Genomic DNA, 14,174 nt, shown 5'->3' with positions numbered 1-14,174 from the left:
GCCGTCGACCAGGGGAATCTAGAGGGGGAAATATCTGTCAAGGGGGAAAGCTGGAGGGGGAATCAAGGCCATGATTGGATTCCACCCACCAACAGAGGTCACACTCATGCCAGATCCGTTCGCCGACCTGCTCCTGCGGCTTCGGCAGGATGCGGGCCGCACGCAGGAGGAGCAGGCAGAGGCGATCAACGCTGTCTCCGGCCGGGACACCATGACCCGCCGAGAGATCAGCCGCTATGAGAACTTCGAGAACGTCCCTACCAATCACACAATCGGTCACATCGCGGCGGCCTGCGGTGTCCCCTTCGAGGAACTACAGCGGGAGGCCAAGGCTGCCCGCGCTCGGAAGAGAAAGGGGCATGCCAATGCAGGGGAGGACCAGGACGCCGTGAAGCGTCGCACGCTGCTGGGTGGCGCCGCTGTCGGCGTGAGCGCGGCTGCCGAGCCCTGGGGGCGCCTCGCCATTGCCCTCAGCAAGGGGTCCAAGATCGATTCGCCCTCCGCAGGCGCGCTCATCGACCGGGCTGCTGAACTGCATGTCCAGGAACTCAACCTCAGCGCCCGGCGGCTACAAAGCACAGTCGAATCGCATCTTGATGCGATCACCGCAGCTCTGCCGCGTGCTGGCGAACACGAGCGGGCTCTCACTATCGCCGCCGGAGAAACCGCCGCCCTGGCCGGTTGGGTGGCCTGGGACCTGGGTGAGCACGACAAAGCCGACGCCTACTACAAGGTCACGTCGCAGTGCGCGACGACCGCTGGGCACCCTCCGCTCCGAGCCCTGGCCCTGACCTACAGCAGCTACGGCGCCTCGACGCCGAAGGCGAAGTTGGAGTTTCTTTCCCAGGCGGCCAGCGATGTGCGAGGCCACGGCAACGCTACTGCTGCCGCCTGGGTCCTCGGCAGGCACGCGGAGGAGGCTGCGTCGGCCGGCGACGAGATGGGGGCGCTCCGGGCGTTGGAGCGAGCGCGCTTCGCCTACGACTTCGCGGATCACACCAGCGAGCAGGCGTGGGTCCGGTTCGTGACCCCGTACCGCATGGACTCGCTGGCCCTCTCCGTATATGGGCGGTTGGGGCGTCCTGAACTCACCGCTACTGCAGACACCGCAGTCGACCGCCTCGGAGACGAACTCCCGGACGGAGGCGTCGTGGTCCTGGGTGATCTCGCTTCGGCCCTGCTGCGTGGAGGTGACGTCGATCAAGGGGTCTACGTGTCACGCCAGTTCGCAGCAGCGGCACAGGCCAAGCCCAACACGATGGGCAAGGAGCGCGCATCGACAATCGCAGCGTCGCTCCCCGACAGCGAGCAGGAACTCAGTCACCATCTACGGCAGTTCGGATCCTGAGTTCCCGCGCGGCACGGACAAGCCCAGGACGCGAACGTAGTCGTAGGGCTGGTCCGCCGCTCCGCAGACCTATGCCGTCTCCTCGACAACCCAGGACAGGTACGCCTCCGAACCGCCTGAAACGGGCAGCGTGATCCACTGGGGGACGTCGTACGGGTGCTTCTCGTGCAGCCACGCCTCCAGTGCTGGCAAACGGTCCGTCGTCGTCATGTACGAAATGCGCCACTCCTGCGCCGTCGCAACCTCCCCCTTCCACCAATAGAAGGCGGTGATTGGCGCATCGATGTGAACTCCCGCTGCCAGCTTGCTCTCGACCGCGCCCCGGGCCAGCGCCTTCGCCTGATCCTCGTTGTCGCTGGTCGTCTGCGCGATCACAATCTCGTTGGCCATGCAATTACCTCTCCAGCTCGGGTACGGCTTCTGCCGCCTCCCCCTCGACCGCGCCAAGGACATGGGGATCGCCGCGATGTCCCGCAGCGCTATCCGTCGCCTGCTCGGCCGCTGTCAGAGCCACGCCTTCTGCGATGCCGGGCCCGTGGCCGGCCCCGCAACTCGAGCCCAGCCAGCAGCATGCGGGGAGCATCGTCAGCCGGCACCCGTGCCCATCAGCCACCAACTGCCTGGGCCGCCCGGGTCAACGCCATCCAGGAAATCAACCCGGATATCCTCGCCCTGCATGAAGTCGTCACCGACGAGAGCACCACCATCCGGGTGCTCTGGGAGCGACAACGGCTAACACAAGAGGTGGATTGGCTCTGCTGACTCCTGAAGGCTGAAGCCGACGTGTCACACGGGCCCGCGGCGGCGGACCAACTGCAGGGGCGTCTCCTTGCGGCCCCTGTATGCGGGGCGGACCCGAACATCGATCACTTCCTCTTCCGCGGACACCAACAGCCACTCCTCCGGCGGGTGCAGACGCCCAAGAGCGAAGACGGCCGGCTTCAGCCACTTGGGATCCAAAAGACCCATCAGGCCACGCTCCACGCTGAGAACCCACATCTGCAACACCACTTGGTCCGCAGCCTGAACTGCCCGCCACCTGCCGGAATGCCCGTCCCCCGCGGCCGTCACCAGAGCATCCTCCAGGAAACTCCCCGACAGGGCTTTCGTAGAGAACTTTCCCTCGCGGGTGAAGGTGTAACAACAGCTATTTTCCACTGCGTCGCCGCCCACGCTGAGCTGCCAGGTTCCCACCAGCAACTCCTGCCATCGCTCTAGCATCAACACGCTCTCCCCCAGTCGTTTTTGCCGTGACCCTCAGGTCTTGCTACCCGCTGCCGCCCACCAGTAACGTTTTGTAAATACGTCGAACGGAGCCAGGATGTGGTGGTTGTTGATTCCGGTGGTCATGGAAGGACGCGACTACCTGGAGGAAGTCGACATCCGCAAGAGCCTTGAGAAACTGGCCGCCGCACACTTGTGCGATGACGACGGAATCCTCGCCCCTGGAACGGCCAAGACGAGCGACTGGGTCCTCGTCATCAGGCGGCTTCCGGACAGCCGACTCATCCTCCATGCTCGCGCCACCGCACGAGACGGCGCAAGGTCCTCCGACGCAGTCCGCGAATACTACTGCGACCCCCACACTGGGTCCCTCAAGAACCGCACGCTCCGGCAAGCCTTCGGCTGGAAAGCCAACTTGCGCTACTGACAACGGTTAAATAAAGAGTTGAAAGGCGCTGATGGCCGTGTCCGGAGCGGGAGTTAGCTGTGGGACAGCTTGGGGCCGTTGCTCCGCAGCGAGAGCGGCGCTTTCGCTATCCGGGTCGCAAGCCGTTGCCGGACCGGGAACTGTTGTGCGGGATTCTGTAGGTGCTGCATGCCGGGATCCCGTGGGAGTATCTGCCGCCGGACCTGGGCTTGGCTCAGGCATGACGTGCTGGCGCAGGCTGCGGGACTGGAACGAGGGCGGCGTGTGGCAGCGGTTGCACGAGGTGCCGCCGGCCGAGCAGCCGCAAACGACGGCGATCGTTATTTCCGTAGGTACGTCATGCAGGTCAGACTGAGCGTGGACCTTCCACGGCTATCCTGATCAAGTGGTACGGCCCCCGGATTCGCTCATGCGCTGTCGTCATGGAAGAACGGAATCGGCCCAAGTAGAGGGGGCCACCTGTAGGTGAGTCCCAGAGCCTTGTCCTGCCTCTGTGCCCGCTTCGCAATAAGCGCGCACAGGCCTGCAGCCGCTGCGAAGGATTTGCTAGCCGCTGGTTCCGGTATGCAAACAGCCATGAGAGCCGCGGCCGACGCACCATCCGCAATTGCGTCCGTCTCTTTCTTGCTGAAGTGGATCTTCGCCGTTTTGAAGACCTTGCCAGATACTTCATACCTCGGCATGGTGCCCCCTTCTCGTTCTCGTGAGCGAGCATTCCCATACACGGCGCCTCCAACTCAGGACCTGCGCGCCGAACCAGTACGGCGCCCAGCTCCGCGTTCTTCCCACCGACGAGAACGCTGCCCCTTCCCATCGAGGGCCGCGAGGACGCCGAAACCCGCCGCGCAGTGACAGGGTGGAGCCTGTCCGGCACGTGGTGACCGCGCAGCCGTGCGGCGGGCACGCGAGCGAGGGAGCGGCTGAGGCGGGCAAGGTGGCTGACGCGGGTGCAGTCGAGCGGGTGGCCGTTCCACCAGGCGTCAAGACGAATGAGGTTGATCGCAACGGCGGAAAAGACGTGCTCCAGGTGGGTCTTTCGGAGACCTGGGTAGCGGGCACGTCTTATCCCGGTGACTTCGGGCACGGAATAAGCCAGCAGGATCGTCATCAGCCGAAAACGGCGATTCACCGGCCGTCACGTCACCCGTTCAGGTGAACGGAAAGTCATCCCGCTGCGGCGGTCGAGGACGCCCCGAGACGATCGGCGACCGTGGCACGGGTGCCGATGGGTCTTGACGAGCTGGCAGTGGACTCTGCCGAAGGACGATTTCGATCAGTAGCCAGGGTGCCCAGGACGAGCCGGACGGCCACTCCCCGACAACGTACGGAGACCCGATGGACCCGGAAGCACTGAACGACCTCGTCCAGACCGGAGGCGCGGCGATCGTCGCGGCCATGGTCACCGATGCCTGGCAGACTGCCCGCGTCCGGACCGTGCGGCTGTTCCAGCGCGGTGGCCGTGACCCCCGGGAGATTGAAGCCCAGCTGGACCGCAGCGTCGCGCGCGTGACGCGCGAAGGGACCGAAGCTGCCCGGGTGGGCCAGGTCACTCGTTGGCGGGACGACCTGGAAGACCTTCTGAGTGAATACCCGGACGCTGCGGACGACCTTCGGGCTCTGGTCCGCGAGGTCGATGCGCAGCTGCCGCGAGTCCAGCAGCAATTGGTGCAGACCATCACCGCATCCGCCCCCGGGTCCATTGCCCAGGGCGCGTACAACATCATCAACCACCCCGGCAGCCTCTCGGAAACCGCCGCTACGAGCAGCGGGGCGGACAGCGCCGCCGAGGACAGGCAGGGCAGGAGAGCGTGAGCGCGACAGACGGCCCGCAGCCGCAGTTTGTACAAAACGTCACGGCTGTCACTGGGTTCGCGTACGGTGCGATCGGCGCCGACATCCACGTTTTCGGCGACGGCTCACCGGTCTACCTGCTCCAGAACTGGCAACCCGCCGCCCCCGCCGACCCTGCGTGGCTCCGCGAGCTGCCGAGCCGGATGCTCAACTCCCGCTTCGAAGTGGTGCCGTTCACCGGCCGGGAGACCGAGCTCGCCGAGCTGAGGGCGTGGCGGGACGGTGGACCGCGGCTCGCGGCGTGCTGGATCCACGCCCCCGGCGGGCAGGGCAAGACCCGCCTCGCGGCCCGGTTCGCCGACGAGACCCAGAACGACGGCTGGCGCGTGGTCACCGCCGTGCACGGACCCAGCTCCGTCCAGCCCCCGCCCGGCAGCCAGGACCTGACCCTGGACGGGCACGGCGGGGTGCTCCTCGTCGTCGACTACGCGGACCGCTGGCCGCTCACCCACCTCACCTGGCTCTTCAGCAACGCCCTGCTGCACCAGGACCTGCCGACGCGGATCCTGCTGCTCGCCCGTACCGCCGACGCCTGGCCCGCCGTCCGCGCCTCGCTCGCCAACCACCGGGCCACTGCCTCCAGCAGAGCCCTCGATGCCCCGCCCGACGGACCCGCCATGTACCGGGCTGCCCAGGACGCCTTTGCCGTACGGTACGGGATCCCGGTCGGCTCCGTTCCGGGCTCGCCGCCGCCGTACGAGCTGACCCTCGCCCTCCACATGACCGCGCTCGTCGCCGTCGATGCCCAGGTACATGGTCGTCGCGCTCCCACCGACCTGGCCGGACTGACTGTCTACCTGCTGGACCGGGAGCACCTGCACTGGGCCACGCTGCACGCCCGTGGCGATGCCGGCGCCACTCCGCCCGCCGCCATGAACCAGGCCGTGTTCGCCGCCGCCCTGACCGGAGCAACCGACCGCACGCACGGCACCGAAGTCGTGCGCGCGCTACGGCTCGGCACCCCCGTCGACCGCGTCCTCGACGATCACGCCCACTGCTACCCGCCCGAGCGGGACGGCGGGGACACCGTCCTCGAACCGCTTTATCCGGACCGGCTCTCCGAGGATTTCCTCGCCCTCACCCTCCCCGGTCACCAGGCCGACTACCCGGCCATGGAATGGGCCGAGGAGGTCATCGACGCCCTCCTCGGCCGGCACGCCGGCCGGGGCGTCACCTTCCTGGCCGCCGCCGCACAGCGCTGGCCCCACGTCGGACCTCACCACCTCTATCCGGTCCTCGCGGCCGCGCCGGGCCTCGCGCTCGCCGCCGGGAGCGCCGCTCTCAGCGCGCTCGCCGCCCTGGACGACGTCCCCATCAGGCTGCTCGCCGCCGTTGAGGAGCGGTTCCCCGTCGGCCGCCACGTCGAGTTGGACGCCGGGATGGCGGCCGTGACCCGGCGGCTCGTCACCGAACTGCTCGCCCTGGACGACAGCCCCCTCGCCCGCGCCGTCGGCTGCCACCACCTGAGCACCCGGCTCCTGAACGCCGGGCTCGACGCCGAGGCCCTTGAGGTCGCCCGGCGGGGCGTGACCGCCGCGCGGGAGCTCGATGACGACGTCCCGGTGCTGGCTGCTGCCTTGGGTCGACTCGGCGACTGCCTGGCCCACAATGGGCGCCCGGCCGAGGCCCTGCGGGCCACCGAGGAGGCCGCTTCCCTCGCCCGGCCCTTCGCCGAGGCCGAGCGTGCCCGGCATGAGCCCCTCTACGCCGGTATCCTCGCGGACCTCGCCGTACGGCTTACGGAGGCCGGCCAGCACCAGGACGCCCTGGACGTCGGCGAACGCGCGGCGGCGGCGTGGCGCCGGCTCACCGCCGCCGACCCCGCCCACGAGCCGCGACTGGCCGACGCCCTACACGCTCACGGCCGCCAGCTCTCCCACCAAGGACTTCAGGCCGAGTCCGTCGTAGTCTCCCGCGAGGCACTTTCCCTCCGGCTTTCACTTGCCGAACAGGACGCGGCGGCGCACGAGCCCGGCCTCGCCGCCTCCCTCCTCACCCTTTCCGCGCAGTTGGCCAGGGAGGGACGGAGAGCGGAGGCTTTGGCATGCTCTCAGCAAGCGGTGGAAAGCATGCGCGCCCTGGCCCGGGCCGACCCCACCGCCCACGACGCCGGTCTTGCACACGCCCTGCAGGCCCTCGGCGCCGACCTGGCCGAGACGGGACAGCTGACGGAAGGGATAGACACGACAGCCGAATCCATCGCCGTCTGGCGCCGCCTCGCCCGGGACAACCCAGCCGCCCACTCCGCCGAACTCTCGAAGTCTCTCTCCAACCTCGCCCTCCTCCGCCTTTTCACGGACCCGCCCTCCCAGGCACTGCCCGCCGCCGCGGAAGCCGTCCAGCTCATGCAACTCCGCCACGCCCAAGCGCCCGAGCTGCACCGGGCCGACCTCGGCCGGTGCCTGTCGATCCTGGCCGTCTGCCTGAACGCGGCCGGCCATCGGCAGGAACGCCACGGGGCGGCCGTCGACGCCGTCAGGCAGTACGAGGCCGCGTGGAAAGCCGACCCGGTGCGGTACGCCTTCGACCTCGCACGGGTCCTCGACCAGATGGGCCGGTACCTGGCGGACGACGAGCGCTGGGCGGACGCGCTCGACCCGCTGGAAGGCGGGCTCGCCCTCGCGGAGGCGTACATGCACGTCGACCCGACCGGGTACGCCCCCCTCGTCTCCGGGCTGCGCACGGCGCTCGACGACTGCCGGCGGCGGACGGGACAACGGCCACCGTGGCGGAGACGCCGACGCCGGCGCCGCTTGGGGTGACACCCGCGACACTGTCCTCGCGGCCGCGTACGGCACGGCGGCTGCTGAGGTCGGCATGCCGCTCCTCCTCCATCGACCAGAAGGCGTTGCGGCCTCCACGCCGTCGGGATACTGCCGTCATGGCCGTCACCCAACAACTCGCCCGCGTCCCGGCGGAGTTTCTCGCCGCCTGCCGCCAGTCAGCCCGAACATCGACCGATGGAGATCCCCACTGGGATCCACCGTCGACGGACGTCCTGGACCTGGACTGGGCGCCGGCCATGTTGGAACGGGTATGCGAGCTGGCAGGTCTCGACCGCGTCCACCTGAATGCTCTTCGGCAGGCCACCGAGGGGGACTCGGCGATCGATCTCGGCTTCCTCAACACGCACCCGCATGCCATCGGTCCCTTCGGGCCACCTCCCACCGCCCTTTCCGCAGCTCAAGTGGCCCGCGTTTCGGAACTGCTCGGTCAGATCGACTTTCCGGCCGTCCTGGCCGGCCTGCCGACCGAAGACACCGAGGCCGCTTCTTTGATCGGTCATGGAGCGGACAAAATTGTCGGTGGCCCGAGAAAGTACCTGCTGGGGCACTTCGATGCCCTGCGCGAGTTCTGCCTTGCCGCATCCCGACAACACCTTCTCCTCGTGCTCTGGTGGGACTGACCCAGGACTTCATGGTCAGCTCATGACCCGGTAGACCGAGCTGCCCTCGCCCGCGACCAGCGAGGCCTCGCCACGGAACGGTGGTGACGATGGCATCGCGACCGGAACCGCGTCTCCTTGCCGAGGGCGGGACACACGACACCTGGTACACCGGCGAACCCAACGTGATCTCGGTTGACCCCCGCCCCGCCGAACCCCCGCAAGACCTTCATGATCCGGAGACATCATGGCCCTCTAGACTCCCTGCACAATCCTCAATCCTCTGGAAGGGCACAACGTGAAGATCGCAGACACCGGCGGACGGCCGGTGCTGACCCGTCACGCCGAGGGCCCCGTCCGGCGGGCTGCCCTGGAGGTCTCGGCGTGATCGACCCCACCTTCCCGGTCCGGGTGGCCCGGCCCTCGCGGGACCTCGCCGCCGCCGAACGCTTCTACGTGGACGGCCTCGGCTTGGCCGCTCTTTGGCGCACGACGAAGCGCGTTCCGGGCGAGCACGACCTGCTGATGGTCGGTCCGCCCGGCGCCGCCTGGCATCTCGAGCTGACGTGCGACCCGGAGCGGCCGCTGGAGCCGACCCCGACGGTGGACGACCTGTTCGTCGTCTATCTCGGCAAGCCGGTGGAAGACTCCCTGGTCGACCGCCTGGTCGCGGCCGGCGGTACCCGTGTCCCCGCGCACAACCCGTACTGGGACGAGCATGGTGTGACGATCGCCGACCCGGACGGCTACCGCCTGGTGCTGTGCTCCCGCACCTGGGCCTGAGCAGCGTCCGGGCGGTCATGTACGCGGCCCGGGCCGGACGGGACGACCGAGGCTTCCTCGCCGACCGCAGCCCCGGCCGGACGGGACGACCGAAGCTTTCCTCGCCGACCGCAGCCCCGGCCGGACGTGACGACCGAGGCTTTCCTCGCCGACCGCCGTGCTCGCCTGGCCTTCGGCCTCCTGTCCCACCTGGAACGCCGTGGTGATCCGGGCTTGCGCGACGGTCCCGGACGCCCGGTCGAACTACCCGCGGCGGGCGGCCAGCGGCTTCACGCCGAAGACCCGGAGCCCGTCACCGGCCCTTGCGTTGGAGCGCTGTCCAGCATCTAGCGTCTCCGCCATGACGACACCTCAGCGCAAGATCGGATCGGGTTTCGGCGCCCGGAGCACCGCGGACGACGTCCTGAGCGGGATCGACCTGTCGGGCAGCACCGCGATCGTCACCGGCGGGTACTCGGGCCTCGGTCTGGAGACGACCCGTGCCTTGGCGGGCGCCGGTGCCCGCGTCGTGGTCCCGGCCCGGCGACGGGCGGCCGCGCAGGAGGCGGTCGAGGGCATCGACGGCGTCGAGACCGACGATCTCGACCTGTCCGACCTCGAAAGCGTCCGCGGTTTCGCCGAGCGGTTCCTGGCCTCCGGTCGCGAGATCGACATCGTGATCAACAACGCCGGGATCATGGCCTGCCCCGAGACGCGGGTCGGCCCGGGGTGGGAGGCGCAGTTCGCCGTCAATCACCTCGGTCACTACGCGCTGATCAACCATCTCTGGCCGGCCATCGCCCCCGGCGGCGCACGCGTGGTCGCCGTGTCCTCCGGCGCGCACGGCATCACAGGTGTGCGCTGGGACGACGTGCAGTTCGAGCGCGGCTACGACAGATGGCAGGCGTACGGGCAGGCGAAGACGGCGAACGTGCTGTTCGCCGTGCAGCTCGACGCGCTCGGCCGCGACAGCGGAGTCAGAGCGTTCGCGCTGCATCCGGGCAGCATCCTCACCCCCCTGCAACGCCACCTGGCGAAGGCTGACATGGTCGACGCGGGCTGGATCGACGAAAACGGCAACCCGACCGACCCCACCTTCAAGACGCCCGAACAGGGCGCGGCGACGCAGGTATGGGCGGCGACCTCCCCTCAGCTGGCGGACATGGGCGGCGTGTACTGCGAGGACTGCGACATCGCCGAGCCGGCCTGCGAGGACTCGGAAGGCGGCGTGCACGCACACGCGACCGACCCCGAACAAGCCGCCCGCCTGTGGGCGCTGTCGGCCGACCTCACAGGCGTCGACGTCATCGCGGCGGCAACCTGAAGTGGGCCGGGCAGCGCGTCCAAGACCCGATCCCGATGCGCCTCATGAGGTCGCCCTGCAAGGAGGGCCGGTCGCGGCTTCGTCAGCGCTCCGTGCGTATGGCGCTCAGGCAGCGGGCGGCGTGCGTGCGTAAGGCGTCGGCGAGTTCGGGGGGCGTGTCGGTGAGGGTGAAATCGGCGTCGACCGAGGTGATCATCCAGGCGAGGTCACGGGGGTTGTCGGCGCCCAAGTGCAGGAGGCAGCTTTCGTCGTCGACGGGTTCGACGACGCCCATGCCGGGCCAGATGCGGTCGGTGACCGCTGCGGCCGGCTCGTGCAGGGTGACGATGGCCTGGTACGGCCAGGTCCGTGACGACAGTTGGTGGGCCAGATAGGTGGCCACGTCGGTGTCGGGGAGTTCGCGGGGGCTGAACCGCGGTCCAGTCGGCGTGCGCGGCGTGAGCCTGTCGACGCGGAAGGTGCGCCAGTCGGTGCGGTCGGTGTCCCAGGCGATCAGATACCAGTGGCGGTCGAAGCTGACGAGGCTGTGCGGCTCGACCAAGCGCCTGCTTCGGCCGTGGCGGGGGCTCGCGTAGTCGAAGCGCAGTTGCTCGCGCCGACGGCACGCCTCGGCGATGGCCATGAGGGTGTCCGCGGAGATCTTGGGGGCCGGGGCGGTGCCGGCCCGGACGGTGGCGGTGTGCAAGGTGCTCACTCGGTACCGAAGCCGGGGCGGGAGCATCTGCTCGAGCTTGCCGAGCGCGCGCAGCGAGGACTCCTCGATCCCGGCGACGGAGCCACCGGCGGCTGTGCGCAGGCCGACGACTACGGCGACGGCCTCGTCGCCGTCGAGCAGCAGCGGCGGCAGCGTGGTCCCGGCCCCGAGCCGGTAGCCCGCGGTGCCCTGACTGGCGTTCACCGGGTAGCCGAGCGCGCGCAGCCGCTGCACATCACGGCGCAGGGTGCGTCGGCTGACGCCGAGGCGTTCGGCGAGTTCGGCTCCGCCCCAGTCGCGGTGGGTCTGCAGCAGGGAGAGCAGTTTCAGCAGCCGCCCGGAGGTCTCCAGCATGCGTCAAGACTGCCGGAAGGTGAGGACCGGAACTGACCTAAGCGAGTCCTAGCGTCGCAGCCATGGAGAACACGACACCCAGCGCCATCCGCTCCTTCCGCATCGACATACCGCAGGCCCAGCTCGATGATCTGCACGTCCGCCTGGCCGCCACCCGCTGGCCGGATGAGCTGCCCGGCGTCGGCTGGGACCGTGGCGTGCCGGTGACCTACCTGAAGGACCTGGCCGAGTACTGGCGCGCCGCCTACGACTGGCGGGTGCACGAGGCGGAACTCAACACCTTCCCTCAGTACATGACCACCATCGACGGGCAGAACATCCACTTCCTTCACGTGCGCTCCCCCAGGGCCGATGCCACGCCGCTGATGCTGTTGCACGGCTGGCCGGGCTCGGTGGCGGACTTCCTCGATGTCATCGGGCCGCTGTCCGATCCCAACGCGCACGGCGGTGATACGGCCGATGCGTTCCACTTGGTCATTCCCTCGCTGCCGGGGTTCGCCTTCTCCACCCCGCTGGCCGGGCCCGGCATGGGCGCGGCACGGATGGCCGGGGTGTTCAACCGGCTGATGGACCGCCTCGGCTACACGCGCTACGGCGTTCACGGCTACGACACCGGCTCATGGGTCGCTCCGGAGATGGGCAAGCAGGCACCGGACCACGTGATCGGCGTCCACGTCAACGCCATGGTCGCATTTCCCGCCGGGGCGGAGGGCGAGATGGACGGCCTGACGGAGGCCGAACAGCGACGATGGCATCGGATGCAGACCTTCAACGACGCTTACCTGCAGTGCAATTCCAAACGTCCGCAGACCGTGGCCTACGCCCTCACCGACTCCCCTGTCGGCCAGCTGGCTTGGATCGTGGAGAAGTTCAAGGAGCTCACGGACCCTGAAGACGCACTGCCCGAGGTCAGCGTCCACCGGGACCGCATCCTGACCGGGGTCTCGCTGTACTGGCTGACCGCCACCGCCGCCTCGGCCGCCCAGGTCTACTACGAGGAGATCTCCGCGAACGCCTGGAGCGAAGCCGCAGCCGACGACTGGACGGCCCCCAACGCGGCGCACGACACCGGGTGGAGCGACGGTCAGGGCGACTGGGCAGCCGGCCCACGGGGGACCGTGCCCACCGCGGTGCTGCTCTCCGCCCACGACGTGACCGTCCGCCGCTGGGCCGAACGCGACCACGACATCGTGCGGTGGACCGAACTCGACCGCGGTGGCCACTTCCTCGCGATAGAGGCCCCCGAACTGCTCGTCAGTGACGTCCGCGAGTTCTTCGACAAGATGCGCTGACAGGAAGCGCCCCGTCCCCTCAGCGGCCGGGCGCAACGTCAACGTCCACGAAGGCGCCGGCATCGAGCTGGGCTGAAGCGACCGCAGCAGGAATGACGGCACCCCGGTGCAACGGTGCTCCAGTCAGCGGTCCAGGGCGGCGGTGCGCCGGGCCGTCACGTCGATCAGGCTTTCGTGCAGGCCGCATCATTGACGGCCGGTGTCGGTTGCGTTCGCGCCGCGCCGGCCGTCGGTTGGTGCGTCAGCAGGAAGCCGAGTGGTCAGTCGTGTCGATGGCGCCCGTGCTGGTCGAGGAAGCGCCGGCCTGGCGCTCCCCTCGCTCGTGGGCATCGGCCTCCGCTGACACCCCGACGTCACTCAACCGGATTGCGCTTCCACGGGTTGCCGCAGGATCGTCCTGAGCTTGGCGGGGTCGGTCCTGCGTGGGTCGCTGAGGTAGATCTCGTGGTGCAGCCCCGCCTCCCGCAGGTTGTTGGCGGGTAGGTACTCGTGGTGCAGCCTGGTCAGGATCGGTGTCTCGTCGTCGTAGGGGCCGATGTGGAGGACCTGGGCGCTGGTGCCCTCGCGCAAGGTCTCTGACCGAACGTTCGGAACGGCAGGAAGGTTCTTCTTGGTCAGGGCGGTGTGCTTGGCGTCTTCGACCATGTCGCTGGTGATCCAGTCGGGGACGTTGATGAGCAGTCTCCATCGCCAGTTGTCCTTCAGCCTGGCCAGGAAGTCGTCCATGTCGTCCGCCCACCAGAGTCCCTCGAGCGGGCCCACGACGAAGTCCTTGCCGAGGGCGCCTTTGCTCGCGAACTTGACGGTGTAGGCGACCGCGTAGAGCGCCTCGACAGCGCGACGGTACGCGGCGCTGGTGTTCGGGTCGCCGTGCCCGTCGATGGCGAGGAAGCGGAGCTCGGGGATGTCGACGAGCTGCCAGTCAGTGTTCTTGGGCGAGTAGCACTTCTTGAGCTCGCGCTTGACGTCGTACTTCTCGGTCATGCCGCATGCCTTCTCGTGAGTGATGGTCATTACAGCTTCGCGTGGCTGCCCATCGCCTTGGCCGCTGTCCACGCCGTCCCGGCCGCCGAGATCCGCACCGCGCCGACCTGAATTTTTCGTCCGGGAACTCTAGAACTGCGCCGAGGCCTGCTGCGACACCCCCTCTCCCTGGAGGAGCTCACCCCCCGCTCGCCGCCGACTGTCTGGCCGTCTTACCGCCACCGACGCCCGCCCGCCGCTGACCGCCTGGCTGCTGAGTGAATCACAGCGACGGACGGTGCGCGGAGCCGTGCGCCACTACGCCGTGAGCCACCCCCAGTCTGAGCGACGACTTCTCTGTGGCTGCAGCTCTTCCTGCACCTGTCCCGGACGAGATGCTCCTGGCCGCCTTCACCCTGTTCACAGCCGCCTTCTGGCCCACCACCGCATGACACCCCGTGAGTCGCTTGGCTGGCGCTCCGTGTGCGGGCCGGACCCAGTTGGGTACTCGGCACCGACACCGCGTGCTGGTCCGCATGACACCGGCGCG

12 protein-coding genes and 2 pseudogenes are annotated in these 14,174 nt (G+C 68.7%); 10 read left to right on the top strand and 4 right to left on the bottom strand.

Annotated elements, in window-relative coordinates:
• Nucleotides 1-106 precede the first annotated feature (106 nt).
• On the top strand, nucleotides 107-1,348 hold the full coding sequence (locus tag EV567_RS16160; protein ID WP_130440529.1) for a helix-turn-helix transcriptional regulator: 1,242 nt from the start codon (nucleotides 107-109) through the stop codon (nucleotides 1,346-1,348).
• A gap of 69 nt (nucleotides 1,349-1,417) precedes the next feature.
• Here the strand turns inward: EV567_RS16160 and cutA are convergent, their stop codons facing one another.
• Together cutA and EV567_RS16150 are read right to left on the bottom strand one after the other, a co-directional pair.
• On the bottom strand, nucleotides 1,418-1,738 hold the full coding sequence (gene cutA, locus EV567_RS16155) for a divalent-cation tolerance protein CutA (protein ID WP_130440527.1): 321 nt from the start codon (nucleotides 1,736-1,738) through the stop codon (nucleotides 1,418-1,420).
• Nucleotides 1,739-2,134: 396 nt separating this feature from the next.
• Nucleotides 2,135-2,542, bottom strand: a complete 408-nt coding sequence (locus tag EV567_RS16150) for a hypothetical protein (protein WP_130440525.1) — start codon at nucleotides 2,540-2,542, stop codon at nucleotides 2,135-2,137.
• A 127-nt stretch (nucleotides 2,543-2,669) separates the two neighbouring features.
• Between EV567_RS16150 and EV567_RS16145 the strand changes: the two genes are divergently transcribed.
• The 8 genes and pseudogenes from EV567_RS16145 to EV567_RS16105 all read left to right on the top strand — a co-directional run bounded on the left by EV567_RS16145 (nucleotide 2,670) and on the right by EV567_RS16105 (nucleotide 10,321).
• Nucleotides 2,670-2,999, top strand: coding sequence for a hypothetical protein (locus EV567_RS16145; RefSeq protein WP_130440523.1), 330 nt, complete (start codon nucleotides 2,670-2,672; stop codon nucleotides 2,997-2,999).
• A gap of 59 nt (nucleotides 3,000-3,058) precedes the next feature.
• Nucleotides 3,059-3,285 (top strand): annotated as a pseudogene (locus tag EV567_RS16140) (transposase); the annotation flags it as partial.
• Nucleotides 3,286-4,334: 1,049 nt separating this feature from the next.
• Nucleotides 4,335-4,811, top strand: coding sequence for a hypothetical protein (locus EV567_RS16130; protein ID WP_130440521.1), 477 nt, complete (start codon nucleotides 4,335-4,337; stop codon nucleotides 4,809-4,811).
• Entirely contained in the window at nucleotides 4,808-7,612 is a 2,805-nt protein-coding gene (locus EV567_RS16125) for a tetratricopeptide repeat protein (RefSeq protein WP_130440519.1), read from the top strand. Before EV567_RS16130 ends, EV567_RS16125 begins: the two co-directional genes overlap by 4 nt.
• A 119-nt stretch (nucleotides 7,613-7,731) precedes the next feature.
• Nucleotides 7,732-8,256 carry a DUF1877 domain-containing protein gene (locus EV567_RS16120; RefSeq protein ID WP_130440517.1) on the top strand — a complete coding sequence of 175 codons (525 nt, stop codon included), beginning with the start codon at nucleotides 7,732-7,734 and terminating at the stop codon, nucleotides 8,254-8,256.
• A gap of 363 nt (nucleotides 8,257-8,619) precedes the next feature.
• Nucleotides 8,620-9,018: a VOC family protein gene (locus EV567_RS16115; protein ID WP_130440515.1), complete on the top strand. Its 399-nt coding sequence runs from the start codon at nucleotides 8,620-8,622 to the stop codon at nucleotides 9,016-9,018.
• Between the two features lie 126 nt (nucleotides 9,019-9,144).
• Nucleotides 9,145-9,264, top strand: a pseudogene (locus EV567_RS28210) (transcriptional regulator); the annotation flags it as partial.
• A gap of 94 nt (nucleotides 9,265-9,358) precedes the next feature.
• On the top strand, nucleotides 9,359-10,321 hold the full coding sequence (locus tag EV567_RS16105; RefSeq protein WP_130440513.1) for an SDR family NAD(P)-dependent oxidoreductase: 963 nt from the start codon (nucleotides 9,359-9,361) through the stop codon (nucleotides 10,319-10,321).
• A gap of 82 nt (nucleotides 10,322-10,403) precedes the next feature.
• Here the strand turns inward: EV567_RS16105 and EV567_RS16100 are convergent, their stop codons facing one another.
• Nucleotides 10,404-11,369, bottom strand: a complete 966-nt coding sequence (locus tag EV567_RS16100) for a YafY family protein (RefSeq protein ID WP_130440511.1) — start codon at nucleotides 11,367-11,369, stop codon at nucleotides 10,404-10,406.
• 62 nt (nucleotides 11,370-11,431) lie between these two features.
• Between EV567_RS16100 and EV567_RS16095 the strand changes: the two genes are divergently transcribed.
• Nucleotides 11,432-12,661, top strand: coding sequence for an epoxide hydrolase family protein (locus EV567_RS16095; RefSeq protein WP_130440509.1), 1,230 nt, complete (start codon nucleotides 11,432-11,434; stop codon nucleotides 12,659-12,661).
• A 357-nt stretch (nucleotides 12,662-13,018) separates the two neighbouring features.
• Here EV567_RS16095 and EV567_RS16090 read toward each other — a convergent pair whose 3' ends face one another.
• A complete protein-coding gene (locus EV567_RS16090) occupies nucleotides 13,019-13,645 on the bottom strand; it encodes a GyrI-like domain-containing protein (protein ID WP_130440507.1) in 627 nt (208 codons plus the stop codon).
• Nucleotides 13,646-14,174 lie beyond the last annotated feature (529 nt).

The organism is Streptomyces sp. BK239 (assembly GCF_004217285.1).
In the GTDB taxonomy this organism is placed as follows: Bacteria; Actinomycetota; Actinomycetes; order Streptomycetales; family Streptomycetaceae; genus Streptomyces.
The sequence above is the reverse complement of the archived record's forward strand: the minus strand, read 5'-3'. Positions and strand labels throughout refer to the sequence as shown.

What these genes read in the sequence shown, in the direction of transcription:
- EV567_RS16160 (WP_130440529.1), top strand. Translation starts at nt 107, where the DNA reads ATGCCAGATCCGTTCGCCGACCTGCTCCTGCGGCTTCGGCAGGATGCG.
- cutA (WP_130440527.1), bottom strand. Translation starts at nt 1,738, where the DNA reads ATGGCCAACGAGATTGTGATCGCGCAGACGACCAGCGACAACGAGGAT.
- EV567_RS16145 (WP_130440523.1), top strand. Translation starts at nt 2,670, where the DNA reads ATGTGGTGGTTGTTGATTCCGGTGGTCATGGAAGGACGCGACTACCTG.
- EV567_RS16130 (WP_130440521.1), top strand. Translation starts at nt 4,335, where the DNA reads ATGGACCCGGAAGCACTGAACGACCTCGTCCAGACCGGAGGCGCGGCG.
- EV567_RS16120 (WP_130440517.1), top strand. Translation starts at nt 7,732, where the DNA reads ATGGCCGTCACCCAACAACTCGCCCGCGTCCCGGCGGAGTTTCTCGCC.
- EV567_RS16105 (WP_130440513.1), top strand. Translation starts at nt 9,359, where the DNA reads ATGACGACACCTCAGCGCAAGATCGGATCGGGTTTCGGCGCCCGGAGC.
- EV567_RS16100 (WP_130440511.1), bottom strand. Translation starts at nt 11,369, where the DNA reads ATGCTGGAGACCTCCGGGCGGCTGCTGAAACTGCTCTCCCTGCTGCAG.
- EV567_RS16095 (WP_130440509.1), top strand. Translation starts at nt 11,432, where the DNA reads ATGGAGAACACGACACCCAGCGCCATCCGCTCCTTCCGCATCGACATA.
- EV567_RS16090 (WP_130440507.1), bottom strand. Translation starts at nt 13,645, where the DNA reads ATGACCGAGAAGTACGACGTCAAGCGCGAGCTCAAGAAGTGCTACTCG.